This window comes from Bradyrhizobium sp. AUGA SZCCT0169, from assembly GCF_018130085.1.
Classification (GTDB): domain Bacteria; phylum Pseudomonadota; class Alphaproteobacteria; order Rhizobiales; family Xanthobacteraceae; genus Bradyrhizobium.
The window spans coordinates 104,223-130,271 of the sequence record NZ_JAFCMC010000008.1; the positions used below are offsets into that span (position 1 = coordinate 104,223).

Below are 26,049 nucleotides of genomic sequence, written 5' to 3' on the forward strand. Positions count from 1 at the left end.
TTTGGGTTGCGGGCGCGGATGCGGCTCAGTCAGCCCCATATCTGATTGGCGCTGATTGGCGCTAGCCCTTGAAATCACGCGGTAAATTAACCGTCGCCGTTTTACAGGCCCGGACCGCATACGGCAAGCGCGCGGCGGGGGTCAAATCGCCGTGCAGATCACGAAAACCACCGCTAAGTCTCTGATTTGTCACACTCGAACTAACCAGCGCCGATCCGCGCCGGTGCCGCGCCACCGCTTTCATCTTTTAGTGCGACGCCCGTGACTTGCCGGGCCAGCCCCTCGCGCACCAGCCAGGCGATCTTGAAAGCGGCTTCATCGTAGCCCAGCCCCGCGCCGTGGATGTTGGAGACGCAGTTGCGATCAGCGTCGGTGAGGCCGATGCGCGGCGCAAAGGTCAGATAGGCGCCGAGGCTGTCCGGCGCCGACAGGCCCGGCCGCTCGCCGATCAGCATCAGGACCATCCGTGCGCCGAACATGGCGCCGATCTCGTCCCCCAGCGCCACGCGCGCGCCGGAGGCGACCGCGGTACCGCCGGGCTGGATCCCGGCTTCCTGCAATCGTGGAACCAGATGGCGAACCAGTTCGACCGCATGGACATTGACCGCCGCGGGCGAGAGCCCGTCGCCGACCACGATGGCCAGCTGGCACGGGCCATCGCTTCGATCGGCCAGCGCGCGTTGCGAGACCGGATCGAGCATGCGTCCGAGATCGGGGCGGCGCAGATAATCGCGCCGGTTGCGCGCCTGACTTGAAAGGAGCACCGGCGCCAGCCCAAGACTGGCCAATTCCTCGACGAGACGCGAGGTATCGAAGGCGCCATGAACCGCATCGCGGGCCCGTGCGTGGTCGAGGGTGAAGGCAAGCAGCGCATCGGTCGGCATGCTGGCGCCGGCCCGGCCGAGCCCGACGCGCGCCGGCGTGAGCTCTCGCAGATCGCTCAACGAACGGGACGCTAGCACCGGCGTTTTCATATCGGTGTTACTCGGCAGGAACCGAGGCCTCGCGCAGCCGGATCGAATAGTTCGATGCGCTCTGCTGACCGCCGGAGGCTGCACGCGCGAACAGGATCAGATGATGCGCGATCATCGCCGAACCGATCAGGCCCTCGATGTCGCCCTGCCGCAGCCGCCGCAGCGCGAATTTCCAGAACGCCTTCCGGTAGTCGCCGAGCACCCCGACTTTCCAGAAGATGTTGCGCAGCATGATCAGGCCGCGCCGGATATTGGCCCAGCTCTTCATCTCCGGGCTGACAGGCCTTTTGAGCCGGTTGGCGTAGGTGTATTCGCATTGATACTGATAGCGCGCGAACAGCCGCGCGGGTTCATAGGCGAATTCCATGCATTTGCGCCATGAACTGACCACCTGATCGTAGGGCAGCAGGAAATCGACATTGGAGTCGCGGCTGTCGTCTTCCTCGAGCAGCCGGCCTTCCTTTTGCAGGCGATCCCACAGCGGTGTCTTCGGCAGCGCCTGCAGCAGATTGATCGTCAGCAGCGGAATCCGGGATTCATCGACAAAGGCCAGCAACGCGTCGGCGGTCTCGGGCTTGTCGGTATCGAGACCCATGATGATGCCGGAGACGACCTCCATGCCATAGGAATTGATGGTGTGGATGCCTTCCAGGATCGGGACCATCATGTTGTGGTCCTTGTGCATCGCCTTCAGCGCGTCGGGATCGGGAGTCTCGATGCCGCAGAACACGGTGACGAAGAAGGCCTCGTGCATCAGCTTGAGGATCTCGGGCCGCTTGGCGATGTTCAGCGTCGCCTCGCACGCGAGCCGCGTGATGTAGCCGGTTCGCTTCTGCCATTCGACAAGATGCGGCAGCAGGTCGAGCGCCGCCTTGCGGTTGCCGATGAAATTGTCATCGACGAAATACACCGTGTCGGTCATTCCACATTCGCGCAGCCTGTCGAGTTCGGCGACGATCTGCTGCGGCGTCTTGATGCGTGGATTGCGCCCATAGAGGCCGGGGATGTCGCAGAACTCGCACTGATAGGGACAGCCGCTCGAATACTGGATACTGCCGAGGAGATATTTTCTGATCTCGGCGAGTTCATACGCCGGAATCGGAAACTCCGTCATCGCGAGGCGGTCGGCAGTCTTCAGCACCACCTGCTGCTCAGGCCGTGACGGGTCGCGCGCCAGCCGCGCGATCAAATCATTGGTCGCGTCGCCGAGTTCGCCGACATGGAGGTAATCGAACGAGGGATAGTAATCCGGGCAGGCGCTCACCGACGGCCCGCCGATCGCGACCGCGAGGTCGAAGGCATGGGCACGGCGGCAGATGTCGTTCATCTGCTGGCGCTGGATGTGCATGCCGCTGACGAACACTGCTTCCGCCCACTCGAAATCTTCTTGGGTGGCGGGGCGGAGGTTTTCGTCGACGAAACGGACCGGCCAGTTGGCCGGCAAATAGGCCGCGATCAGCAGCAACCCCTGCGGTGGCATGAAAGCCTGCACGCCGTCGGTCAGAGGATAGGCGTATTCGAACGTGCCAAAAGATGACGTGTATCGGGGGAAGACACACAGGATGCGCCGTGCCGTCTCAATGCCTTCAGCTCTCATCAAACTTCCTCAGCCAAAGCCCTATCGCAAATTTAAGCACGTCATTGAAGGGTGGGCCAGAAATTCTTCAAGATTGTGGCGGCCCCTTATAACGCGCTGGCGGCCCGAAGGTTGCGTGGCAGCTAGTCACCGGGCGCGCCCGGACGGTTCAAGCGATCAGCCGTGACGCAAATTCGGGTAGCAGGCCCGCGTCGCCCGCAAGGCGGAAATCGGGGCCGGCAAGCCCGCTGCGCAGCAGCCAGTCGTCGAATTCGGGCGCCCGCTTCAGTCCGAACAGGTCCCGGACATAGAGCGCGTCGTGGAATGAGGTGGACTGATAGTTCAGCATCACGTCATCCGCGCCCGGCACCCCCATGATGAAGGTAACGCCGGCGGCCGCCAGCAGCGTCAAGAGATTGTCCATGTCGTCCTGATCGGCCTCGGCGTGGTTGGTGTAGCAAACGTCGACGCCGAGCGGCAGGCCGAGCAGCTTGCCGCAGAAATGGTCCTCCAGCCCGGCGCGGATGATCTCCTTGCCGTCATACAGGTATTCCGGGCCGATAAAGCCGACCACGCTGTTGACCAGCAAGGGATCGAAGGCGCGTGCCACAGCATAGGCCCGCGCTTCCAGGGTCTGCTGATCGACATTGTGATGGGCGCCCGCCGACAGCGCCGAGCCCTGCCCGGTCTCGAAATACATCACATTGTCGCCGACGGTGCCGCGGCGTAGCGATAACCCGGCCTGCTGCGCTTCCCGCAACAGCGCCAGATCGACGCCAAAGCTGCGGTTGGCGGCCTCGGTCCCTGCAATCGACTGGAATACGAGATCGACGGGCGCGCCCTGCCCGATCAGCCCGAGCGTGGTGGTGACATGGGTAAGCACGCAGCCCTGGGTCGGGATCTGCAGCCGCGCGATCACGCCGTCGAGCAGGCGCACGAGCTCGCCGATCACGGCCGGATCGTCGCTCGCCGGGTTGATGCCGATACAGGCATCGCCCGATCCGAGCAGGATGCCGTCGAGGATCGAGGCGGTAATGCCCCTGGCGTCGTCAAAGGGATGGTTGGGCTGCAGGCGGACGCTCATCCGGCCCTTCAGGCCGATGGTGTTGCGAAACGCCGTCGTGACGGCGCATTTTTTTGCTACCAGGATGAGATCCTGGTTGCGCATCAATTTGGACACGGCGGCGGCCATTTCCGGCGTGATCCCGCGCGATATCTGCTGCAGCACCGCGGAGGTCGCAGCGTCCGAGAGCAGCCAGTCGCGAAACCCGCCCACCGTCAGCGACGAGATGGCGGCAAAGCCCGCCGCGTCATGGCTATCGACGATCAGCCGGGTGACCTCGTCGTCCTCGTAAGGCACCACCGTCTCGCTCAGGAACTGCTTGAGCGGGACATTCGCGAGCGCCATCCGCGCCGCAATCATCTGCTGGGCGCTACCAGCCGCGACGCCGGCCAGGCGATCGCCGGAACGCGACGGCGTCGCCTTGGCAAGCAGATCGCGCAAATCGTCAAAGACGTAAGAGGTGGCATCGATGGCTTGGCGATAGACCATGCTGATTTCCTGGCCCCTGCTCTCGCTCCACGGTCGTGGCCGCCGCCCGGTGCTAGTTCAGTGTACCGTAATAGCGGCCGAAAAAGCTAATCTCATAAGCGATCGCGGCGAACACGAACAGCTTGTGGAATCTCGGATTGCGCGTGATCGCGGCCACCGCGCACAGCGCCACGAATGCGCCGATCCGCGGGAGATATTCAGGTCCCAGGAAACGTAGATGTTGCTCGCCCTTTATCAAGGTATCGACCACATCGAGCGCTTCCGTCAGGGCAATTAAGCCAAAGAACCAGCGGCGGCGGTCGAGAAAATAGTCCTGATAGCCCTGATAATCATCGAGATCCTGAGGAAAAAGCAGCGCGCTGAGGAAATAGTACATCGACGCGTACACGCAAACGAAGGCATAGAGGCCAAACGTCCATTGCTGCACGAGGCTCAGCCGAAACTCCCACCACCAGAACGTGACCACGTTCAGGAGTGCCCAGGCCACCCAGCCCAGATGAACAGACCAGATCGGGGAGCGGCCGGGATGCTGGATCAAGGTCGCGAGGCCACTGATCAAGCGGGTGACGCTGAGCCCGAGAATGATGGCGAGCAGCACGCGAACGTGGAGATAGAGATCGACATTGCCCGTCAGGGCAGCAGTTTGAGCCATAAGCCCTCGTCCTCACTCGCAATCGAACCACTTGGTGCAGCAGGCCTCCTGCGCACACGATGGTTCCAGACGATGGCTTCTGGGTTTGCGCGTTCACCCGCCTGGGCAAGACGAGCCAGACCGTTTCGTCGCTGCGCTCGCTGTGTAGCTTGATTCGCGCCCCCGGTGTTTGCGGGTCCCCCTGCGTGAGAACACTTCTGCTCGTTTGCGGCAGGTTGGCGCGCCCTCACATCCGTCAGGCGGCTTGCCGCTATGGATGAGCGAGAGCCGCGAGTGGGCTGGCGGCAACACGGGATCACATCGAATCGCACCTCGTCCGTGAGCAACGCTCGGTAAGAAATACACGCTCCGGTCGTAGTGCCGCACCTGACAGACCACCGCGATAACCATTTGAACTTCTTATGTAATAAATTCCAAAAGTTGCAGCCATGCGAACCTCGCGCGTTAAGACATTCTCCATGAAAACGCTGCACAATTTATAGACGGCCGACGGTGCTCTCACCGGCCTTTGTGGAGTGCCGTTATGGCTGAAATTGTGAAATCCCCCACCTCTGTCCGCAGCATCGCGTCCCGCCTTTCGCTCGCGACCAAGCTGTATTCGATCTTTGCGTTGTTTGCGGTCCTCGTCGCCGCCATTACCGCGTTGTCCGACTACAATACCCGCCAGAACGCCGCGCTCACCGAGGCCGTGGCAACGGCGAGCCGCGCCGCGCAGAATGTCGAGCGCGTCAATTCGCTGGTCTATGCGGTGGTGATGGAATCGCGCGGCGTCTACATGTCGACGGAGCCCGCCGTCGTGAAGAAGTACGGCGATGGGTTGCTCAAGTTCAACGAAAGCATTCTCGAAGTCGTCCGGAACTGGCAGGCGCTGGTACAGGCCGACGATGCCGAGCAGTTCGCCACCTTCAAGAAGCGCATCGAACAATTCGTCGACTTCCGCAAGGAACTGGTTCGGCGCGGCGTGGAAATCGGCGCTGCCGCTGGCCGCGAATGGGGCGACAATGACGCCAACCGCCAGGTGCGCTCGGCCCTGAACAAGGATCTCGAAGCGCTTTCCAGGGTCTACGCCGAGCGCAGCAAGAAGCTGGCGCAGCGGGCCGACGCCAACCATACGCTGGCCTTTGTCCTGACCGGTCTCGGCGTGCTGGCGATCATCGTGGTCGTGATCGGCGTGCTGATCATTTCCCGCTCGGTCGCGCGTCCGCTGTCTGTCATCACCGACACCATCAAGCGCGTCGCCGAGGGCGCCGAAGGCGTCGAGGTGCCGCACGCCAATCGCCTCGACGAGATCGGCGCGCTGGCGCGCGCCATCAAGATTTTCCAGGAGGCGATGGATCGCAACCGCAATTTGAATTCGCAGGTGGTCGAGGATTCCAGGGCCCGCGAACAACGCACCAGGCAGATCGAAGCCTCGGTGGACTCGTTCCGTGAAGCGATCGGCGGCGTATTGCGCGCCGTCACCGACAACGCGACGTCGATGCGCGGCACGGCTGAAACCATCGCCAGCGTAGCGTCGGATGCCAGCGGACGCGCGGTTGCGGCGTCAGGCGCCACCGAGCAGGCTTCCAGCAACGTTTCCGCGGTCGCCAGCGCCGCCGAAGAACTGTCCGCTTCCGTTGAAGAGATCGGCCGTCAGGTTCGCCAGTCTGCCAGCGCGGTCGAACAGGCCGGTCTGCGCACGGAGAAATCCGTCACCGAGATCGAAGGGCTTGCCGCCGCAACGCAGCGCATCGACGGCGTGCTCAACCTGATCCAGGCGATCGCCGAGCAGACCAATCTGCTGGCGCTGAACGCAACGATCGAAGCCGCGCGCGCCGGTGACGCCGGCCGCGGCTTCGCCGTCGTCGCCCATGAGGTCAAGGCGCTGGCCGAGCAGACCGCCAAGGCGACCGCCGAGATCGGCCAGAACGTCGGCCTGATCCAGACCTCGACCAGGAATTCGGTCGATGCCGTCCGCGAAATAGGCAACGCGGTGCGCGAGATCAACGATGTGACGTCGGCGATTGCCGGCGCCATCGAGCAGCAGGATCTGGCGACCCGCGAAATCTCGCAGAACGCGCAACTGGCCGCGCAAGGCAACGGCACGCTGGTGGTCAATATCGGCTCGCTCAGCGACGCCATGGGCAAGACCAGCACGGCCGCGGCGTCCGTCCTCACCGCCTCCAGCGACCTGACGGCGACGGCAGAAACGCTCTCGCGCGAGGTCGAAACGTTCTTCCGCAATCTGCGCGCCGACCCGGTCGACGATTTCAGGCGCACCGGCACCTAAGGCGGGACGAAGTTATCCTGAAGCGATATCGGATCCCCAAATCGGCGGATATCTGATCCGCCAGGCCGGCAACGCCAAGGGGTATCAACCCGTCAACCATCCTTTTCACGTGTGCGCGTTAACCATTTGTTAACCATACGCTTGCGATTGTCCCGTCACGGCCCAGCGCATTGGAGGAGAACACCATGGCCCGGGAGAGCAGAGCCACCATCAGGCAGCCAAACGCAATCCGTCGCCCTCACATCTACAGCCTCGTCGTACCGCGGACGGAGGACCAGGGTGACTCGGACTTCAGCTTCGAACTCGAAGAGGCCCTGTCAGCCCCGGCAGTCCCGTCACCCGCGGCCCTGCCGAAAGACGCCGATTCTCCAGACCATCTTCAAGCCCTTGAGCTGATCAGTGGCGCCGCCCAGGCCATGCAGATGGTGGAAAGCCACTCGCACAAAATCCAGGCCAAGGCGTTCGAACTGTTGCAGCATTCACGTTCGAAGCGAATTGAGGCTTCACAACAGATTGCCAGCCTCCAGGAAAGATTGATTGCAAGTGAGGCGAACGTAGAACAACTCACGAAACGACTGGCCGAAGCCGAAGCGCGCGCGAATACGGCCGAGCACTGGCTGCGTCGCTTCCACGACGCCATCAACACGGCCTTCGCAGACAAGCGCGCTTGCCAGCCAGACAAGGTGTCCTCAGCTGCCTAGAGCATGATCGGTTCTGATCGAATCAGAACCGAAGCTCCAGTTTTTTGGTTTGACGCATTTTCTACCGCAGATAAGTCTAGGCTGAGCCGTCCCACTGTACCAACTCTACGGTGATGCCCTCGGGACCCTCGAAGAGCCGCAGCTTTCGGCTGATGTAGTCCATCTCGTCACTCAGCACGGTTACGCCGTTGGCCACGAGGTGCGCGGTGGCCGCCTCAATGTCATCGACGCGGAACGCGAGATGATTGAAGCCCAGTTTTCGCAAATTCGTCGGGTGCGCACCCGGATCGGTCCCCGGGGGCGGGTCAAACTCAAGCAGCTGGATCTCGAAATGAGGGTCCGCTCCTTCAAGCACAAGGGTGATGTGCTGCGCTTTCATGGCCGGCATGCCCATGTACCGGGCGGGAAGGCCACCGTCGATCGTCGCAACGTGCCCCTTTGTGAAGCCAAGCAGCGCGAAGAACCCGATCGCCCGGTCGGCGTCTGCCACTGCGATCGTGATATGATCCGGATTGAGTATCATCTGATCACTCCCTGTCATCAACGCCGCGCACTCGGCCGCGCCGGCTTGCCTCCGCCGGATGAGCTGCCGGCAACTGGCACTCCCGCCCGGTTGCAAGGCTACCAGTTCGCTCCATCGCACGGTAGGCGGCCCCGCGGCGAAGCCTGCTTCGGGGCACAAGCTGCATCACCGCCGAGGATGGCAACGTCTGCTATGGGCCAGAAGCCTCTTACTCCGCAATCCGATAATCAACGATTTGAACGAAGTGATCATTGGCATTCGTCCGAAAGCTCAACCTTCCGCCGCGTCGAGACAGGCATGATGTCGGGATCGTATTTCGCTATCGTACTGATGTCATAAATCCCATGATTAGCTGCATCATTCATGTAGTCGTCTGTTTCGCCCGGCCATGAACCTCTATCCGCTATCGATCGAGTTGCCGGCCTTTTCCCGGTACATGAAGCGGACGCGCATGCCGTCGACTTTGATCCTGTCCGTTGCGAAACATGCTCCGTAACCACAGGCGAGCGGTTTGAAATCTCCGGCAGTCTTTGCGAACCGCTTCTGCATCAGGCCTCTCACCGAACGGGTAGCGCGGCCACAATGATCTAGCTTTGTGCAACGTTCAGATAAGGTCAAAAGCTGACTTCCGGCGTGGACGTCAATTCCGCTTGGATCCAAAACGGACATTGAACCCGTCGAAACAGCTTCGTAGAAACAAATATTATCGAGGTCGCCATTGTTCGCGAAACTGCCCCGGCGTTACGCCGGCAACCCTCCGGAAGGCGCGGGTAAAGTGGGCAGGATCCGCGTAGCCAGAAGCGAACGCGATTTCGATGATCTTGGAATCGGTGTTACGTAAGAGCTGCCTGGCATTTTCAAACCTGACGGCATCCACAAGCTCCGAATATGTAAAGCCGGCGCGCGAGAGCTTGCGTTGAAGGCTACGCGCACTGACCCCTGCCAGTTCTGCAATTTCAGCAAGCATTGGAGGTCGCTCGTCCAGGTAGGAGGGAAGCATCAGCTTCAAGGCCTGGATGAAGTCAAAACTTGAATGTTGGACGTGGTCGCTCTTCAGATCGAGAGAACTTTCGCTGGACCTGTTAGGGAGTGCCAGAAGCGAAACAGGCACGTCGATCCACGATGCTTCTTGACCGGACAGGAATCGAGAGGTCGGCCAAAATGACTGACATGCCGGACCCGGCGTGTACCGCGCTTCAAAGGCGATAGTTGCCGGAGCCCAATCCGGTCCGGCGAATTGCCGGACGATGTAAATCGGAAAAACGTTCTGAAGCCACTGTGAATGCTCGAGATGCTGAAGCCCCTTGGTCCCGGCAAGCCTGCTGCAATAGCGCACATGATCGTCGTGGTGCTCGAGCCAGTTGCTCAAGTTTGAGTCTTCGAGCGATGCCCATTTGCAGGCCTGTTGTAGCGCGACAAGCAGCGTCGGAGAATGACCGATTAAAATCCGGGTCCTTTCACTCAGGTGGCCGAAATGTAGCGTCTTGGCAGCGTGGAATCCGAAATCCTCTATGCCCTGCGACCTACTGGCAAACTCCGCAAATTCGATCGCAGGTAAAATCGGAACGTAGTGATCGGATTTTTCCTCCAGCGACGCTGGTAAACGAAATTTCTCCAGCAGCGAAGCGGTTGGCGTGCCAAGATTATTCAGAATGTCCGCGAAAGGACTAAGGTGTTGACAACGCGTCAAATGAATCTTCGGCACTGACTGCACCTCAAAACGAAATCTAAAACGTACTAAAGAACGCGCAGTTGGCAGCCCAACTGCATGCCTGCCTGAATCTTGTCGACAGACTATCAGTTCCGCACCGCTTTTTGCTTCCGTTTTATCGAGCACAATCCTTCCGAGAGAGTTTCAGGTTTCGGACAATTCCATTTGACGAAAATTTTGGCGCCTATTGGCCAGATGAGTCCCATCAAGGGCCCGTAGTCTCATCACCCGAATTCCATTGAGGGAGCATAGGCTTCGCGCCTCGCACCAACCGATGAGAGCTGTCCGCTTGCCTTCACCCAAGGCGGTCCGCGCCGCCATTGTTGCATCACTGCGGCACGGTGACGCAACCCTGGATAGCACAGCCCACGCGCTCAAAATCAGTGGACGCACATTGCAGCGTCATCTCGAACGCATGGGTACAAGCCACGGCAAACTGCTCGCCGAGGTGCGTTTGCAGATCGCGTGCCACTTGCTCGCCGATTCGAGTAAGCGCTTGTCGGATATCGCTAAATTCCTCGGTTATACCAACGCGAGCAGCTTCAGCCGATCTTTTGCCCGTTTGATGAAAATTCAACCTGTTGTTTATCGGCGGCAGCAACGTGGCCGCAAGCATGATGGTTGATTTGCTCGCCGTCGTTCTCATGCGATCAGCCGCTGAACAACTTCTGACGATTGGCGCGAAATGGCAAGACGCGCGATGTGAATTGGCGCGAAATGCAGAACGGTCGCCGCGGCGGTGAAAGCGTCACCAGCGCGAGCGAGCTATCCCGCCATTGATCTATATCAATGACGACCATGGTGAATTGGGAGGTGTCGCTAGCGTTTTCGGCTTGTCTGCACGGCGCTGCTCCAAGCTGCTTTTTGAATTGCTCAAGTGCCGATCGAAAAAGAACAACCAGCCTGCAAAGGAGAACACCATCATGATGGCTCGCCTTGCCCTGATCGCGGCTTGCGCCGCTGGTTTAGTGGCTCTTCCGCACCAACTTCTTGCTCAATCGCCGGCAGAGAACAAGCCGCACATTCCGCTTGATAAATCCATCGGTCAGGCAAAGCCGGAAGTGGTCCCGTCTCTTTTTGTCCTCAACTCGCGCGGCGCGAGTCTGAAGGAAGGTAAACTGGTGCTGACGGGAATTTCACCGAATGCGATCGTCTTTGCCGATCGGCCTGTTCGCGCCGCCGGGCATGATCTCACGTCGCGAATTGTCGAGGATTGGGGCAACGGCAGCGACAACTTTGCGAAGGATCCCCCAAACGCCACCGTGTCCGGATTCAAGAAGGACGGATCATCCGTGGTCGATGCCGTCGTCGTACTGAAATCGCCCAAGCTTGAGGGTGACAAGCTGACTTTCGATGTCGACATACTCGAAGGCGATCTCGCTGGAGCGGACGGCCCGGCATCAGTCTTTATCGACATCATTGGCCGGCCATTCACGCCGTTGTCTTTCGCCGGCGTCGCCCGCCGCACGGCCTGGCGGGGAGCGTTCTACCGTGGCGCTGCTTTCGCGGGAGCGGCCGCTGTGGCCGGCGCAGCGGCGTATCCCTATTACGCTCCCCGATGCGGATACTACCCCTATCCGCCTTGCTATTGAGCGTTGCCGATTAGCGGCATCGTAGCCGCCAATTTTTACACTCGTCTAAACGACGCCGTTGCAAAAGGCGTGAGCCACGAACCTACGTCATTCGTTTGTATCAGGAAGGAGATAACGATGAACATCACCCGTCGATCCCTCGCACTTGGCGGAATGGGGTTGCTCGCAGGAGTCGCCGCAACACGACCGACTCTTGCGCAGGATTCCTTTCTCGGAGTGGGACAAGGCCTGGAAGAGTTTTGGCTGGCCAGCGACGCCTACATCTTCGGCTATCCGCTGGTGACGATGGAGATGACCCGGCGGATCATCACCAATGTCGCCGAGCCCGTGGGCACGCGCGGCCCGATGGGGCATATCATCAAGCTACGACAATATCCCGACGCCTCGTTCCGGGACGTCACGGCGCCGAACGCGGACACGCTCTACACGACCTCGTTTTTCGATGTCGGGAAAGAACCATGGGTGCTCAGCATCCCCGACATGAAGGGACGCTATTTCCTGATGCCGATGCTGGACGGTTGGACGACGGTTTTCCAGGTGCCCGGCAAGCGTACCACTGGCACCGGCGCGCAGACCTACGCGATTACCGGGCCCGGTTGGAAAGGCACGCTGCCGGATGGCGTGAAGCAGTATAAGTCGCAGACCAATATCGTGTGGCTGCTCGGCCGGATCTACTGCACCGGCACGCCGGAAGATTACGCGGCCGTACACAAGCTGCAGGACGAGTGCAAGCTCGTGCCGCTCAGCGCTTACGGCAAGCCGTACACGCCGCCTGTGGGCAAGGTCGATCCGTCGATCGACATGAAAACGGCCGTCCGCGAACAGGTCAATCGCATGGACGCGATTTCGTACTTCAAGCTGCTTTGCGAGCTAATGAAGACCAATCCACCATACGCCGCCGACGCGCCTCAGCTTGCGAAATTTGCTCGCATCGGCATCGTACCCGGGCAGGATTTTGACGAGAGCAAGCTGAAGGCGGACTTCCTGAAGCGCGTGCCGGAGGTGTCGTTTGACCGGATCATGGTTCAGTTCAAGATCAACAAGGCCATCAAGGACGAGAACGGCTTCGCTTTCACGACGAAGACCGGCATCTATGGCACCGATTATCTGATGCGTGCCCTGGTGACAGCGATCGGACTTGGTGCCAACCGTCCGCAGGACGCGGTGTATCCCACCTCGCAAAAAGACGCCGATGGTCACAAGTACAATGGCGCGAACAAGTACGTGATGCGGTTTCCCAAAGGCCATTTGCCTCCAGCGGAGGGATTTTGGTCGCTTACGATGTATGACAGCGGCTATTTCTTCGTAAAGAACCCGCTCAACAGGTACTCGGTCAGTGCTCGTGAAGATTTGAAGGAAAATCCGGACGGCTCAACCGACCTGTACATTCAGAAGGACTCTCCCGGCAAAGACAAGGAATCCAACTGGCTGCCTGCGCCAGAGGGAGATTTTATCCTCATGCTACGCATGTACTGGCCGCAGGAGACAGACCCGTCGATCATCAACGGAACATGGACGGTTCCTGCAGCCAGGAAGGTTGGCGCTTGAGACCACGGTCTCATGCCGGCGCGACGGCGCCGGCATGAGGCCGACCGTTCGGAGTAGGGCTTAAGGCGCGGTACTCTCAAAACATGCGGGGGGCTATCATGTGGGGGCTTGACCTTGGAAGAGGAAGACACCGCGTTGGACGAAGCGAGGTAAGGTCATCTCTCCGTCCCGCGTTCAAGAATGCGGCCATTGCCTCGGCGATTGCGGCGCTGTTGGTGCCCGCTACCACCGTCCGCGCCGATGAGGGCGGCGTGTCCTACTGGCTTCCTGGCCGCTTCAGCAGCCTTGCTGCGACACCTCAGGTTCCCGGCTGGTCGATGGCGGCAGTCTACTATCACACCAGCGTAACTGCATTTGGTACTGCGGCCGCCGCGAGAGAAGTTCACGTCGGCAGAATTCCCGCAACAGTAAACGTCGATCTGAACTTGCGTCTGAATGGGCGGGGGGATCTCGTCCTGCTCAATCCCACTTACACCTTCGCAACGCCGGTGCTGGGCGGGCAACTCGCCATCGGTGTAACGGGACTGTTCGGGCGATCGAGCGCCGGTCTTGCCGGAATGCTGACGGCGGCCGTTGGCCCGTTCGGGGTAACGCGTGCGGGCAGTTTCGGCGACTCCGTCACATCGGTCGGCGATCTCTACCCGCAGGCGACGCTCAAGTGGAACGCAGGCGTCCACAATTTCATGACCTATGTCACAGGAGATATTCCCGTTGGCGCTTACAGTTCGACCCGGCTCGCCAATCTCGGCATCGGTCATGCTGCCATCGACGGCGGCGGCGGCTACACATACTTCAATCCGCAGGCCGGTCACGAGTTTTCCGCCGTCGCGGGCCTCACCTACAATTTCAAGAATCCGGATACGCAATACCAGAACGGCATCGACTTCCACGTGGATTGGGGAGCCTCGCAGTTTCTGTCGAAGCAGGCCTTCGTTGGCCTCGTTGGCTATGCTTATCAGCAGATTACCGATGACTTCGGCCAGCATCCCGCCCTGGGAGGCTTTCGGTCCCGTGTGCTAGGCATCGGTCCGCAGGTCGGCTTCCTGTTCCCTGTGGGAGACATGCAGGGATATCTGAACCTGAAAGGTTACGGTGAGTTCGCTGCCGAGAATCGCCCGGCCGGCTGGAATACATGGTTGACCTTCTCAATCTCGCCGATGGCGCCAACCAGCACGGTGACGCCAACCAGGCGGCTAGCGAAATAGCGGCCAGCCAATGTTGCCGGACACGCCATCAATCAGTCAGCTCTCTCACGTCATTTCCCAGGCGGCCGCACCCGCGTTTCTTCTTGGCGCACTGGCGGCCTTCATCGCCCTGCTGATATCTCGCCTGAACAGGATCATCGATAGGTCGATCTACCTGAACCAGATTTCTGATCAGGACCAAGCGAGAAGCCGGCTCAAGGCAGACTTGCCCCGCCTTGTTCGGCGTGCCGCCATGATCAATCGTGCGATCTTCTGGGCCATCATGGGAAGCATTTCGATAGGCATCGTCATCATCGTGGGCTTCGTAAGTGCATTCTTTGAGATCCGGCACGAACGAGGCGTCGCCATCCTCTTCGTCATTTCTGTTTCAGCCTTCATCGTGTCTCTGACGGATTTCGCGCGAGAGGTTCGGATTGCGCCGAACGAGTTTGACCATTACGGCTGATTTGACCTATACCTAACTCGGTCAAAGGCATTAGAAAACAGCAGCTTAGTTTAGGGTATAAGATACCGGTGCTGTGCATGGGGTTGATTTCAACATTTTGAGTCGGGCGACCGGCGCTCACCTGGAACGGTACTGATTACTCCACCGGCACCACGTCCACGGCCACCGCGAGCTTCTGCTTGCGCGAGCCCACGATGATGCCATCGACCGGCGAGACGTCGGAGAAGTCGCGCCCGACCGCCAGGATGATGTGGTCGTTCTCGACCAGGAGGTCGTTGGTCGGATCGAACCCGATCCAGCCGATCTCACTGCCGCACCACACCGACACCCAGGCGTGGGTGGCGTCGGCGCCCTGCAGGCGCGGCTTGCCCGCCGGCGGGTAGGTGCGCAAATAGCCGCTGACATAGGCGGCCGGCAGCCCGAGGCCGCGCAGGCCCGCGATCATCACATGGGCAAAGTCCTGGCAGACGCCGTGGCGTTTCTCGAACACTTCGCGCAGCGGCGTCGAGATCACGGTGGCTTTCGGATCGTATTTGAACTGGTGGCGGATGCGGTGCATCAGGTCGACGGCACTAACGAGAATGCCCTGCCCTTGCGGGAAGCTCGCCGCGGCGTATGCGGTGACCGGCCCGAGCACCGGCACCAGCGAACTTGCAAAGACGTAGCCGACCGGCGAGGCTGGACCGAGGCTTGAGGCCTCGAAGGCGACGTCGCGCACGCTCTCCCATGACGGGCTCGGCGCGGTGCGGGCGAGCGCCTGGCGCGCGACCTGCACCCGCGACCTGGAATCTATCCGCAAGCTGCGATGCGCGGTTTCGATCAGCACGCTCTCGGTATGGGTTCCGAAAAAATCCCGCCGTATCGTGCGCTCCGCCGGCTTGGGGCGGATCTCGACGGAATGCGAGACCAGTTGCTGCCCGTCGCCGCTGCGCGGCTCGAGCCGCAGCGAGCAGCGCGCAAAACTCACCGGGCTCTCATAGCTATAGGTCGTGACGTGACGGATGTCGTAGATCACGCGAGGCCCGTCAGCTTCTCCGGCCGGCTCGCATTGGGTCCGTGCGGGAAGTAATGCTGGCCGATGGCGTCGGCGAGATTGAGCAGGTCCTGCTCCAGCGCGAACAGGGCTTTGACATCCAGCGCTGCGGCCTCCGCGGTCGTCAGCATCGCCTGCAGCGCCACGGCCAGACGCTGCGGCCGCTCGATCAAGCCATGCTCCTTGAGGCTCGGAAGGCTCGCAATGTGCTCGTTGAGCGCCGCCACCTGAAACGCTACCGAGCGCGGATTGTAGGGGTCGAGCACCGCCAGATCGCGCACCGGCGCCAGCGCCGGCCCGACCAGATAGCGCGAACGGTAGGTGATCTGGCAATCCACCAGCGTCAGCAAAACGTCGAGGTCCTCGTCGCCGGCCTCGTCATAGGCGAACTGTCGGGCAAACCGCGCGGTGTTGATGGCGCGCTCGGCGCGGCGGCCCATCTCGAGGAAGCGCCAGCCGGCGGCGCGGTTCATGTTCTCCTGTGCGAGCCCGGCAAAGCTCGCGAGCTCCTGCAAGGACAACTCGGCGGCGCTGACGATGCCGTCATCATCGTCGGCTTCCACAGAGAGGCGTTCCACCATCTCGGTGATGACCTGCCAGGCGTCGGGCGAAAGCCGCTCCCGCAGCGAGGTCGCGGTGCGCTGCGCCGATCGCAGCAGCGACAGTGCCGAGCCGAATTTTTCCGCACTTTGCAGCGCCTCGGCGGCGACCTTGGCGGAATTGGCCCGGCTCGCCTGCGAGGTCGCCCCCCAGGTCACCAGAAGCCGCTGGATGCGCTCGACCGAATGCAGCGCGGTCGATGCCCCGCTCGGTGCGCCCTTGCCGGAATCGCGCGTCGGCGTGCCGAGCGCGCGGATCAGCCGCAGCGTCGCCTCGGCGCGTTCGAGATAGCGGCCGAGCCAGAACAGATTGTCTGCGGCACGGCTGGGCACCACGCCGGCGATGCGCCTGATCCGCACCGTGTCGGCCGCCGGCAACAGCGTCGAAGCCGCTATTGGTTTGTCGGACACCACCCAGACGTCGGCCGCGCGCGCCCCGTCGCCCATCGACACCGCACGGGCGTCGGGCTGATCGGCGATCCGGCAGAAGCCGCCCGGCAGAATGGTCCAGCCGTTCGGGGTGGCGGCGGCAAACACCCGGAGTACGAACGGACGCGGCGTGATCCGGCCGTTCTCCCAGGTGGGCGTCGTCGACAGCCGCACCAGCTCCTGGCCGACAAAGTCGATGCCGCGGTCGGAAATCGCAGACCTGAGCCGCTCGCGCTCGGGCGGAGACAACTCGCCCGCAAGCACGGGTCCGCTGCCCGGAAATCCCGGCACGGCACGGCCATAGGCGCCCTCGATCGCAAAATCGTCGAGCCGCGACAGCACTTCCTCGCGCGCCGATTTCTGGCCGCACCACCAGGTCGCGATGTGCGGCATCAGCAAATCCTCGCTGAGCAGGCGGCGGCACAGATTGGGCAGGAAGCCGAGCAGCGCCCGCGCCTCCAGCACGCCGGAGCCGGGCATGTTGGCGACCACGACGCCGCTCTTGCGCAGCACGTCGATCAGGCCGGGCACGCCAAGATGCGAGGACGCATCGAGCTCCAGCGGATCGAGGAAATTGGAATCGACCCGGCGCAGCAGCACATCGAGCCGCTTCAGGCCGGCGACGGTGCGGATATGGATGCGGTCGCCGCTGACGGCGAGATCATCGCCCTCGACCAGCAGGAAGCCGAGATAGCGCGCGATCGTCGCATGCTCAAAATAGGTTTCGTTGAAGGCGCCCGGCGTCAGCAATCCGATGCGCGGCTCGTCGCGGTCAGCGCTCGCGCGCAGCGCGTCGCGGAACGCCTCGAAGAACGGCGCGACGCGTTCGACATTCATCGACTTGTAGAGATTGGAGAAGGCGCGCGACAGCACCAGGCGGTTTTCCAGCGCGTAGCCGGCGCCCGACGGCGCCTGCGTCCGGTCGCTGAGCACCCACCAGCGGCCATCGGGGCCGCGGCCGACATCGGCGGCGTAGAGATGCAGGTAGCGTCCGCCCGGCGGTTTGACGCCGCAGACCGCGCGCAGATATTCGTTGCTGCCGGCAATCGCCGCCGCGGGCACGGAGCCATCAGCGACCAGCCGGCCCTCGCCATAGAGGTCGCGCAGGATCATTTCGAGCAACTGCGCGCGCTGGGCGATGCCCGTGGTCAGTTGCCGCCAGTCGGTCTCGTCGATGATCAGCGGCAGATGGCTCAGCGGCCAGAGCCGGTCAGCGGTCTCGCCGGGCGCGCGATAGGTGACGCCGGCCTCCCGCAGATGGCGATCCGCGGAGGCGAACCGGCGCTCGATGTCGGCGGGCGAAAGCGCGGCAAAGGCATCGAAAAACCGCGCCCAAGCTGGCCGGGGCGCACCGTCCTGGCCGATATATTCATCCGGAATACCCGGCAGCCGGGCGTAGTCACGGGTCCATTGCGCCATCCGGCGCTGGCCCGGACGGGTCTTGCTATCCTGACTGCCGGCGTGCCCCGCCATCCGACTCTCCGATCTCAGCGCCTTTAGTGCCGGAGCGGCGTCCTCAAGTCGAGCGTCAAAGGAAATTCTATTGTGCGTTCCTCGGGCGGCAGATCGACCTTGCCCGGGGTGTGGCCGTGATCCTGAAACCGGGCCAGCCGCCGCGCCTCGGCCTCATAGGAATTGACCGGCTTGGTGTCATAGCTGCGGCCGCCGGGATGGGCGACATGATAGACGCAGCCGCCGAGCGAGCGGCCGTTCCAGGTATCAATTAAATCAAATGTCAGCGGGGCGTGGACCGGAATGGTCGGATGCAGCCCGGATGCCGGCTGCCAGGCCTTGAAACGGACGCCAGCGACCGCCTCACTGGCGCGGCCGGTGGCTGTCATCGGCATCCGCCGGCCATTGCAGGTGACGACGTGGCGGCCTTCGACAAAGCCCGACGCCTTGACCTGCAACCGCTCCACCGACGAATCGACATAACGCACGGTGCCGCCGGCCGAGCCCTCCTCGCCGAGCACGTGCCACGGCTCCAGCGCCTGACGCAGCTCCAGCGATACGCCGCCGTGATGGACCCGGCCAAACACCGGGAAACGAAACTCGAGCTGGGCCGAATACCATTCCGGCGAAAAATCGTAGCCGGACAGCTTGAGTTCTTCGAGCACCCCCAAGAAATCTTCCCAGAGGAAATGCGGCAGCATGAAGCGATCATGCAGCGCGGTGCCCCAGCGCACGAATTGGCCTTGCTGCGGCTCGCGCCACATTTTTGCGATCAGCGCCCGGATCAGGAGTTGCTGCGCCAGCGACATCCGCGGATCGGGCGGCATTTCCAGCGCGCGGAACTCGACGAGCCCGAGACGGCCGGTCGGGCCATCAGGCGAATAGAGCTTGTCGATGCAGATTTCGGCGCGATGGGTATTGCCTGTTATGTCGACCAGGATGTGCCGGAACAGGCGATCGACCAGCCATAGCGGCGCCTCGATGCCCGGCGGCGGCACATGGGCCAGCGCGATTTCAAGTTCATAGAGGCCGTCATGCCGCGCTTCGTCGATGCGCGGCGCCTGGCTGGTCGGGCCGATGAACATGCCCGAGAATAGGTAGGACAGCGACGGATGGCGCTGCCAGTACAGCACGAGACTCTTCAAGAGATCGGGCCGGCGCAGGAACGGCGAGTCCTGCGGCGTAGAGCCGCCGACCACGACGTGGTTGCCGCCGCCGGTGCCGGTGTGGCGGCCGTCGACCAGGAAACGGTTGGCGCCGAGGCGCGTTTTCGCGGCGTCCTCGTAAAGGCCGAAGGTGATGTCGACCGCCTCGCGCCAGCTCTGCGCCGGCTGGATGTTGATTTCGATCACGCCGGGATCGGGCGTCACCTTGATGACTTCGACGCGCGGATCGTATGGCGGCGAATAGCCCTCGACATGGACCTGCAATTTCAGCTCTTCGGCGGTCGCCTCGATTGCCGTCACCAGTTCCAGATAATCATCGACCTTCTCGACCGGCGGCATGAAGGCGCACAGGATGCCGTCGCGGATTTCGATCGACATCGCCGTGCGCACGGGGTCGGGCTTTTTGGTTTCCTTGCCCGCCTTGTCCGCCGCCGCATCGTCGGAGACCGACAGTTCGTCGCGCGGCTCCATCGGATCTTGTTCGATGATGTAGGGGAATTCTTCCGGCGGGACGTATTCCAGCGACGATATCGGCAGCCGCAGGCCAAGTGGTGAATCGCCCGGAAACAGGAACAGATGGCCGCGCCGGACTTTCCAGCGTTCGCTGCGCCAGCGGCCGGCATGCTTTTCCTCCGCTCGCCAGCGCTGGATCGGCAGCACATAACCCTTTGGCTTGTTGAGGCCGGAATCGAACACCCGCGCCATCCGCGCGCGTTCTTCCGGATCAGCCAATTTGGAGTCGGTCGGATCGACATTGGCCGGCAGCGCCGCTTCCTTCTGCAGCCAATGCGCGGTGTCCTCGAACGCGGGCAGCACGTAGTCGGTTGTGAGTCCGAGCTTTTGTGCGACGCCTTCGGCAAAATGCTCGGCGTCGGCGATTTCGGCCTTGCGCGGATTTTCGATGTTCGCGATCAGTTCGGCGTTCTTCCAGATCGGCACGCCATCCTTGCGCCAATAGAGCCCGAACGCCCAGCGCGGCAGGCTCTCGCCCGGATACCATTTGCCCTGCCCGTAATGCAGCAGGCCGCCGGGCGCAAAACGCACGCGTAATTTGCGAATGAGATCGTCAGCGAGCGTGCGCTTGGTCGGACCGACCGCGGCGATATTCCACTCCGGCGATTCCAGATCGTCGACGGACACGAACGTCGGCTCGCCGCCCATCGTCAGCCGCACGTCATCCATTTTCAGATCGGCGTCGACGGCTTCGCCTAACCTGTCGAGACGCGACCAGGATTCGTCCGAGAACGGCCGCGTGATCCGCGGCGCCTCGCGGATGCGCTTGACGCTCATCTCGAAGCCGAATTCGGTGTTGGCGAATCCTGCGGTGCCCGAGATCGGCGCCGCCGAGCGGTAATGCGGCGTGGCGGCGACGGGGATGTGCCCCTCGCCCGTCAGCATGCCCGAGGTGACGTCGAAGCCGATCCACCCTGCCCCCGGCAGATAGACCTCGGCCCAGGCATGCAGGTCGGTGAAATCGCTTTCGACCTCGCGCGGGCCTTCGACCGGATCGATGTCGGGGCGGAGTTGAATGAGATAGCCGGAGACGAAACGCGCGGCGAGTCCGAGATGCCTGAAGATCTGGATCAGGAGCCAGGCGGAGTCGCGGCAGGAGCCGGAGCCGGCGGCCAGCGTCTCCTCCGGCGTCTGGATGCCCGGCTCCATCCGGATGACGTAACCGATTTTCTTCTGCAGCTGCGCGTTGAGGTCGACCAGGAAATTGACCGTGCTGTCGGCCTCACGCGGGATGTCCTTCAGATAGGCGGCAAACAGCGGCCCCTCGTCCGAGGTCGCCAGATATGGCGCCAACTCGGTCTTGAGATCGTCGGTATATTGAAACGGAAAACTGGTGGCGTAGGGTTCGACGAAGAAGTCGAATGGATTGACCACGGTCATCTGCGTCGAGAAATCGACCTCGATCTTCAGCTCGCTCGCCTTCTCCGGAAAAACGAATCGCGCCAGCCAGTTGCCTTGCGGATCCTGCTGCCAGTTCACGAAGTGATTTGAGGGCGTGACCTTGAGCGAATAGCTCAGCACCGGCGTGCGCGTGTGCGGCGCCGGCCGCAGGCGTACGGTTTGAGGCCCGATGTCGATCGGTCGGTCGTATTTGTAGTGCGTAACGTGATGCAGTGCGACGAAGATCGACACGGACGGGCTACTCCAGCAGCTTTTTTAAGCAGAACACTGGTTCCGGTCGACATCAAGCACTAACAACGGGCACGGGGTGCCTGAAGTAAGGGCGAATGGCGAGTAGCGAGTGGCGAATAGAAGTTCGGTAGTTCCGCAGCCCCCTATTCGCTACTCGCCACTCACGATTCGCCCACTACATCGTCGCGCCAATCACCCACGGCGCGAACTCGGCGCCGCCGAAATCAAAGCTCTCGCTCTTGGTCGGCTGGCCCGATGCGGTTTTCAGCATCAGCTCGAAGATGCGCTGGCCGCATTCCTGCACGGTTTCCTGGCCGTCGAGGATGGTGCCGCAATTGACGTCCATGTCCTCTTCCATGCGGGTGTACATCGGCGTGTTGGTCGCAAGCTTGATCGAGGGCGCGGGCTTGCAGCCGAACACGCTGCCGCGGCCGGTGGTGAAGCAGACCAGATTGGCACCACCAGCCACCTGCCCGGTCGCCGCGACCGGGTCGTAGCCGGGCGTATCCATGAACACAAAACCCTTCTTGGTGACGGGCTCGGCGTAGTTCAGCACGTCGACCAGATTGGTGGTGCCGGCCTTGGCCATCGCGCCCAGTGACTTTTCCAGAATGGTCGTGAGGCCGCCGGCCTTGTTGCCGGGACTCGGATTGGCGTTCATCTCGGCGCCTTCCCGCGCCGTGTATTCATCCCACCAGCGCATCAGGCCGACGAGTTTCTCGCCGACCTCGCGGCTGACCGCGCGCCGCGTCAGCAGATGTTCGGCGCCATAGGTCTCCGGCGTTTCCGACAGAATGACGGTGCCGCCATGGCGCACCAGCAGATCGCTCGCAGCTCCCAGCGCCGGATTGGCGGATACACCGGAATAGCCGTCGGAGCCGCCACATTGCAGGGCCACGGTCAGTTCGCTCGCCGGTACCGGCTCCCGCTTCACTTTATTCGCGTCGATCAACGCCTCGCGCACAAAGGCGACGCCGGCCTCCACGGTCTTGCGGGTGCCGCCGACTTCCTGGATGTCCATCGCGCGCAGACGGCCCGCGAGCTTCTGCTCCTGCATCAAGCCGCCGATCTGGTTGACCTCGCAGCCGAGGCCGAGCACCACGACGGCCGAAAAATTCGCATGCCGTGCGTAACCGCCGAGCGTCCGCCGCAGCAGCGCCAGCGGTTCGTCCTGCGTCATGCCGCAGCCGGTCTTGTGGGTGAGTGCGACCACGCCATCGACGTTTGGAAAATCCGCCAGCGGATTGTCGCCGGTGAACGGATTTTTCTTGAACATGTCGGCGACGATACCGGCGACATGCGCGCTGCAATTCACCGAGGTGAGAATGCCGATGTAGTTGCGGGTCGCGACCCGCCCGTCGGAACGGCGAATGCCGTCGAAGGTCGCGGGCAGATCGAAATTCGGCGTCGGGGTGACGTCGACGCCGAACGCATAGTCCTTGGCGAAATCGCCCATGCCGCAATTCTGGGTGTGGACGTGCTGGCCCGGCGCGATAGGAATCGTCGCAAAGCCGATGATCTGGCCGTAGCGCCGCACCGGCTCGCCGGCCGCGATCGGCTTGATCGCCACCTTGTGGCCGGCGGGAATCCGCTCGACCGTGGTGACGCCGTCGGCCACGACCATGCCCGCCGGCAGGCTGGAGCGTGCAATCAGCACGCCATCATCGGGGTGCAGGCGGATGACGGGGGCTGGGGCCATGACAGGTCTCCTGGCTAAGTTGGCGAATAGCGAGTGGCGAGTAGCGAATGGTTTTACTCCACTCGCTACTCTCTCGAAACCCTATTCGCCATTCGCTACTCGCTATTCGCGAGTCTTACGCCTTGCCGGCTGAATCCTTGCGGGTCTGGTTCACCTGCATCTTGGCGTAGGTCGCCATCAGGCCGCTCTCGTTCGACAGCGTCACCAGCTTGAAGCCCATGTTGATCGCGCGCACGGCGCCTTCCGCGCCCGAGCAGTGGATGCCGGCGTGCAGACCGCGCTTGCCGCATTCCTTGATGATCTTCTCGTAGATCTTGAGGATTTCCGGCTCCTCGCGGTCGAGCTTCGGCACCAGGCCATAGGAGAAGCCGAGATCGGAGGGGCCGATATAGACGCCGTTGATGCCCTCGACATCGAGGATCGCTTCCATGTTCTCGACCGCGGTCTTGGTCTCCATCATCGGCAGCAGCACGATTTCGTCATTGGCGGTCTGCTGATAGGTGCCGGCGGAACCGTACATGCCGGAGCGGATCGGGCCGTTCGAACGCGTGCCCTTTGGCGGATACTTCGCATACTGAACCAGGTTCTTCGCTTCCTCCGGCGTGTTGATCATCGGGCAGATCACGCCATAGGCGCCGCCATCGAGCACCTTGCCGATGATGCCCGGCTCGTTCCAGGGAACGCGGACCATCGGCGTCACCGGGTGACCGTTCATCGCCTGGAAACACTGCACCATCGACAGGTAATCCTGCACACCGTGCTGCATATCCACGGTGACGCTGTCGAAGCCGCATTGCGCGATCACTTCGGCCGAAAACCCTGACGGGATGGCCAGCCAGGCGTTGACGACGGCCTTGCCCGAAGCCCAGACTTTCTTGACGTTGTTTGTAGTCATTGATCGCGTTTCCTTTTGTGATCGTTGCAATCGGTGGATTTCACGGAACAGCCTAGCTCACGGCCCGCTGGATACTGACCTCGCTAACACCGACCTCGCGGGCGGTATTGACGATCGCTGCCCAGGTATCATCAGGCAGCGGCACACCGTTTTTGGTGCGGTCGGCACGCATTTTCTTCTCGGGATCGCCGGGGATCAGCACGGCGTCAACGCCTGAGATCGGCTTGGTGGCCCGGATGAAGTCGACATAGCGCGAGACTTCGCCGTCGAAGAAATCGCTGGTGTCGATCACTTTGGGGTCGACATAGATCGCGAGCATGCCGTTGGCGAATTGCCGGTCCGCCGAGGTCGCACCAGTGCCGGTCAATGCGCCGCCGAGCAGTTCGCAGATGAAAGCGAGCCCTGAGCCCTTGTGCTCGCCGAACGCACGGATCGCGCCGGTACCCTTGGTATGATCGCGCGGGCCTTCCGCGCTGTGCGGCCCATACAGCACCGCCGGATCTTCACTCAGTGTGCCGTCAGCATCGACCAATGCACCCTCAGGCAATTTCTTGCCGCCGCGGCTCGCGACCAGCACCTTGCCTTCGGCGACGACCGAAGTCGCAAAATCGAGCACGATCGGATCCTGGCCCTTTCGCGGAATGCCGACGCAATAGGGTGCGGTAGACAACCGCTTCTCGACGCCGCCATAGGGCGCAACCAGCAGCGAGCCGGCCGCGTTGACGAAATGCACCGAGACCAGGCCTTCGGCCGCAGCCATCTCCGCCCAGTCGCCGACGCGGCCGATATGGCCGGCGTTGCGCAGCGCGATCGCGGCCAGCCCCGCCTTCCTGCATTTCTCGATGCCGATCCGCACGGCTTGCGGCGTCACCGTCTGCCCGTAGCCGAACTTGCCGTCAATGACAGCGAGCGAAGGCGTATCGACCACAACTTCGGCGATCTGATCGGGAACCACCGAACCCTTTTGCTGCCAGCTGACGTAGAGCGGTACCCGGATCACGCCATGGCTGTCATGGCCGGTCAGATTGGCTGTGGTCAGATAGGTCGCGATACGCCTTGCTTCTTCAGGTGAGGATTTCGAGCGGGAAAAAACCTCGGCAACGAAATCGATCAAATTGCTGACTTGGATCGTGACCATGTCTGGAGTTCAGCCTGTTTTTCGTCTTTCGGTCCAGCCGCATCATCCCGCGACGAAACCGCTAGCTCCCGCGCCGGTTTTCACGACCAGCTTGGCTGCACTTTGAGCGAAAAATCGCGTGCGTGTCTATGGCCTCAGTCGCACTCCGGCAATGATTGCAATCATTTGCCGCCCGCTATGCGTGGCGCCGGTAGCATCATGCAAATTTGTGCTCACTCCTCGATCTCGCCGCCTTCCTCGCCTGCCACTTCCATGGCCACGAGGCTGCGTTCCAGCACGCCCAGCATCTCCTGCAATTCGGCAAGCTTGCGGGCACCATAGCGGCTGGTGATTTCGGCGTAGATCGCTTCCGAGGTCGGCGCCACCGCCTCGATCAGTTTCAATCCCTTGGCCGATATCGACACTACGGCGCGGCGCAGATCGGCCTTGGCCGTACGGCGCTCGATCAACTGCCGCGCTTCGAGGTCGCGCAGGATGCGCGACAGGCTTGGTCCCAGCAGAAACGCGACGCGCGCCAGTTCGGTGACTTCAATGGCATCCACGGTCGTGAGCGCGCGCAGGATGCGCCATTGCTGTTCGGTCAGGCCGTGATTGCGCAAGGACGGGCGGAACTGACGCATCACGGCCTCGCGGGCGCGCAGCAGCGACATCGGCAACGAACGCGAGAAGTCGCGCATCGGCGCGCGCCGCGTCGACTCGGCCGTTTCCGTGCTGGTTTCCGTCTCCGACTTCTTCCGTGCCATCC

At 62.1% G+C, this 26,049-nt stretch carries 21 protein-coding genes; 7 read left to right on the forward strand and 14 right to left on the reverse strand.

Features of this window, described 5'->3' with window-relative positions; all coding sequences use genetic code 11:
• Positions 1–200: 200 nt before the first annotated feature.
• From eutC to JQ609_RS12320, 4 genes are all read right to left on the reverse strand, one after another.
• Complete coding sequence (gene eutC, locus JQ609_RS12305; protein ID WP_212273615.1) at positions 201–974, reverse strand: ethanolamine ammonia-lyase subunit EutC; 774 nt, start codon at positions 972–974, stop codon at positions 201–203.
• A gap of 7 nt (positions 975–981) precedes the next feature.
• The gene (locus tag JQ609_RS12310; RefSeq protein ID WP_212205159.1) at positions 982–2,571 is read right to left on the reverse strand and encodes a B12-binding domain-containing radical SAM protein; all 1,590 of its coding nucleotides are present in this window, start codon (positions 2,569–2,571) and stop codon (positions 982–984) included.
• A 148-nt stretch (positions 2,572–2,719) separates the two neighbouring features.
• Positions 2,720–4,102, reverse strand: coding sequence for an ethanolamine ammonia-lyase subunit EutB (locus JQ609_RS12315; protein WP_212273616.1), 1,383 nt, complete (start codon positions 4,100–4,102; stop codon positions 2,720–2,722).
• A gap of 52 nt (positions 4,103–4,154) precedes the next feature.
• Positions 4,155–4,754 (reverse strand): hypothetical protein, encoded by a 600-nt coding sequence (locus tag JQ609_RS12320; RefSeq protein WP_212273617.1) that lies wholly within the window; start codon positions 4,752–4,754, stop codon positions 4,155–4,157.
• A gap of 523 nt (positions 4,755–5,277) precedes the next feature.
• Between JQ609_RS12320 and JQ609_RS12325 the strand changes: the two genes are divergently transcribed.
• Both JQ609_RS12325 and JQ609_RS12330 read left to right on the forward strand, forming a co-directional pair.
• Positions 5,278–7,023 (forward strand): methyl-accepting chemotaxis protein, encoded by a 1,746-nt coding sequence (locus tag JQ609_RS12325; protein WP_212205155.1) that lies wholly within the window; start codon positions 5,278–5,280, stop codon positions 7,021–7,023.
• A gap of 185 nt (positions 7,024–7,208) precedes the next feature.
• Positions 7,209–7,724 (forward strand): hypothetical protein, encoded by a 516-nt coding sequence (locus JQ609_RS12330; protein WP_212205154.1) that lies wholly within the window; start codon positions 7,209–7,211, stop codon positions 7,722–7,724.
• A 76-nt stretch (positions 7,725–7,800) separates the two neighbouring features.
• Here the strand turns inward: JQ609_RS12330 and JQ609_RS12335 are convergent, their stop codons facing one another.
• The 3 genes from JQ609_RS12335 to JQ609_RS12345 all read right to left on the reverse strand — a co-directional run bounded on the left by JQ609_RS12335 (position 7,801) and on the right by JQ609_RS12345 (position 10,084).
• On the reverse strand, positions 7,801–8,247 hold the full coding sequence (locus tag JQ609_RS12335) for a VOC family protein (RefSeq protein ID WP_212205152.1): 447 nt from the start codon (positions 8,245–8,247) through the stop codon (positions 7,801–7,803).
• 248 nt (positions 8,248–8,495) lie between these two features.
• Positions 8,496–8,747, reverse strand: coding sequence for a DUF2185 domain-containing protein (locus JQ609_RS35890; protein ID WP_409363370.1), 252 nt, complete (start codon positions 8,745–8,747; stop codon positions 8,496–8,498).
• A 203-nt stretch (positions 8,748–8,950) separates the two neighbouring features.
• Positions 8,951–10,084: a helix-turn-helix domain-containing protein gene (locus JQ609_RS12345; RefSeq protein ID WP_312014673.1), complete on the reverse strand. Its 1,134-nt coding sequence runs from the start codon at positions 10,082–10,084 to the stop codon at positions 8,951–8,953.
• A 163-nt stretch (positions 10,085–10,247) separates the two neighbouring features.
• On the opposite strand from JQ609_RS12345, the gene JQ609_RS12350 reads away from it, so the two are divergent.
• The 5 genes from JQ609_RS12350 to JQ609_RS12370 all read left to right on the forward strand — a co-directional run bounded on the left by JQ609_RS12350 (position 10,248) and on the right by JQ609_RS12370 (position 14,748).
• Complete coding sequence (locus JQ609_RS12350) at positions 10,248–10,583, forward strand: helix-turn-helix domain-containing protein (protein ID WP_249119429.1); 336 nt, start codon at positions 10,248–10,250, stop codon at positions 10,581–10,583.
• Positions 10,584–10,884: 301 nt separating this feature from the next.
• Positions 10,885–11,550, forward strand: a complete 666-nt coding sequence (locus JQ609_RS12355; protein WP_409363375.1) for a hypothetical protein — start codon at positions 10,885–10,887, stop codon at positions 11,548–11,550.
• A gap of 117 nt (positions 11,551–11,667) precedes the next feature.
• Entirely contained in the window at positions 11,668–13,098 is a 1,431-nt protein-coding gene (locus JQ609_RS12360; RefSeq protein ID WP_212273618.1) for a DUF1254 domain-containing protein, read from the forward strand.
• 83 nt (positions 13,099–13,181) lie between these two features.
• A complete protein-coding gene (locus JQ609_RS12365; protein ID WP_409411174.1) occupies positions 13,182–14,303 on the forward strand; it encodes a transporter in 1,122 nt (373 codons plus the stop codon).
• A gap of 10 nt (positions 14,304–14,313) precedes the next feature.
• A complete protein-coding gene (locus JQ609_RS12370; protein ID WP_212205136.1) occupies positions 14,314–14,748 on the forward strand; it encodes a DUF2721 domain-containing protein in 435 nt (144 codons plus the stop codon).
• Positions 14,749–14,884: 136 nt separating this feature from the next.
• Here JQ609_RS12370 and JQ609_RS12375 read toward each other — a convergent pair whose 3' ends face one another.
• The 7 genes from JQ609_RS12375 to hpaR all read right to left on the reverse strand — a co-directional run bounded on the left by JQ609_RS12375 (position 14,885) and on the right by hpaR (position 26,047).
• A complete protein-coding gene (locus tag JQ609_RS12375) occupies positions 14,885–15,763 on the reverse strand; it encodes a transglutaminase family protein (protein ID WP_212273620.1) in 879 nt (292 codons plus the stop codon).
• Complete coding sequence (locus tag JQ609_RS12380; RefSeq protein WP_249127906.1) at positions 15,760–18,282, reverse strand: circularly permuted type 2 ATP-grasp protein; 2,523 nt, start codon at positions 18,280–18,282, stop codon at positions 15,760–15,762. The genes JQ609_RS12375 and JQ609_RS12380 overlap by 4 nt, the downstream gene beginning before the upstream one ends.
• A gap of 23 nt (positions 18,283–18,305) precedes the next feature.
• Positions 18,306–21,572: a DUF2126 domain-containing protein gene (locus JQ609_RS12385; RefSeq protein WP_212273621.1), complete on the reverse strand. Its 3,267-nt coding sequence runs from the start codon at positions 21,570–21,572 to the stop codon at positions 18,306–18,308.
• Between the two features lie 175 nt (positions 21,573–21,747).
• Positions 21,748–23,271 carry a UxaA family hydrolase gene (locus JQ609_RS12390; RefSeq protein WP_212273622.1) on the reverse strand — a complete coding sequence of 508 codons (1,524 nt, stop codon included), beginning with the start codon at positions 23,269–23,271 and terminating at the stop codon, positions 21,748–21,750.
• Between the two features lie 115 nt (positions 23,272–23,386).
• Positions 23,387–24,166, reverse strand: coding sequence for an HpcH/HpaI aldolase/citrate lyase family protein (locus tag JQ609_RS12395; protein WP_212273623.1), 780 nt, complete (start codon positions 24,164–24,166; stop codon positions 23,387–23,389).
• 52 nt (positions 24,167–24,218) lie between these two features.
• Positions 24,219–25,304 (reverse strand): malate/lactate/ureidoglycolate dehydrogenase, encoded by a 1,086-nt coding sequence (locus JQ609_RS12400; RefSeq protein WP_212273624.1) that lies wholly within the window; start codon positions 25,302–25,304, stop codon positions 24,219–24,221.
• Between the two features lie 212 nt (positions 25,305–25,516).
• A complete protein-coding gene (gene hpaR, locus JQ609_RS12405) occupies positions 25,517–26,047 on the reverse strand; it encodes a homoprotocatechuate degradation operon regulator HpaR (RefSeq protein WP_212273625.1) in 531 nt (176 codons plus the stop codon).
• Between the last annotated feature and the right edge of the window lie 2 nt (positions 26,048–26,049).

Coding starts and splice junctions, on each gene's coding strand:
- eutC (WP_212273615.1), bottom strand. CDS start 974: ATGAAAACGCCGGTGCTAGCGTCCCGTTCGTTGAGCGATCTGCGAGAG.
- JQ609_RS12310 (WP_212205159.1), bottom strand. CDS start 2,571: ATGAGAGCTGAAGGCATTGAGACGGCACGGCGCATCCTGTGTGTCTTC.
- JQ609_RS12315 (WP_212273616.1), bottom strand. CDS start 4,102: ATGGTCTATCGCCAAGCCATCGATGCCACCTCTTACGTCTTTGACGAT.
- JQ609_RS12320 (WP_212273617.1), bottom strand. CDS start 4,754: ATGGCTCAAACTGCTGCCCTGACGGGCAATGTCGATCTCTATCTCCAC.
- JQ609_RS12325 (WP_212205155.1), top strand. CDS start 5,278: ATGGCTGAAATTGTGAAATCCCCCACCTCTGTCCGCAGCATCGCGTCC.
- JQ609_RS12330 (WP_212205154.1), top strand. CDS start 7,209: ATGGCCCGGGAGAGCAGAGCCACCATCAGGCAGCCAAACGCAATCCGT.
- JQ609_RS12335 (WP_212205152.1), bottom strand. CDS start 8,247: ATGATACTCAATCCGGATCATATCACGATCGCAGTGGCAGACGCCGAC.
- JQ609_RS12355 (WP_409363375.1), top strand. CDS start 10,885: ATGGCTCGCCTTGCCCTGATCGCGGCTTGCGCCGCTGGTTTAGTGGCT.
- JQ609_RS12360 (WP_212273618.1), top strand. CDS start 11,668: ATGAACATCACCCGTCGATCCCTCGCACTTGGCGGAATGGGGTTGCTC.
- JQ609_RS12365 (WP_409411174.1), top strand. CDS start 13,182: ATGCGGGGGGCTATCATGTGGGGGCTTGACCTTGGAAGAGGAAGACAC.
- JQ609_RS12370 (WP_212205136.1), top strand. CDS start 14,314: ATGTTGCCGGACACGCCATCAATCAGTCAGCTCTCTCACGTCATTTCC.
- JQ609_RS12380 (WP_249127906.1), bottom strand. CDS start 18,282: ATGGCGGGGCACGCCGGCAGTCAGGATAGCAAGACCCGTCCGGGCCAG.
- JQ609_RS12390 (WP_212273622.1), bottom strand. CDS start 23,271: ATGGCCCCAGCCCCCGTCATCCGCCTGCACCCCGATGATGGCGTGCTG.
- JQ609_RS12395 (WP_212273623.1), bottom strand. CDS start 24,166: ATGACTACAAACAACGTCAAGAAAGTCTGGGCTTCGGGCAAGGCCGTC.
- JQ609_RS12400 (WP_212273624.1), bottom strand. CDS start 25,304: ATGGTCACGATCCAAGTCAGCAATTTGATCGATTTCGTTGCCGAGGTT.
- hpaR (WP_212273625.1), bottom strand. CDS start 26,047: ATGGCACGGAAGAAGTCGGAGACGGAAACCAGCACGGAAACGGCCGAG.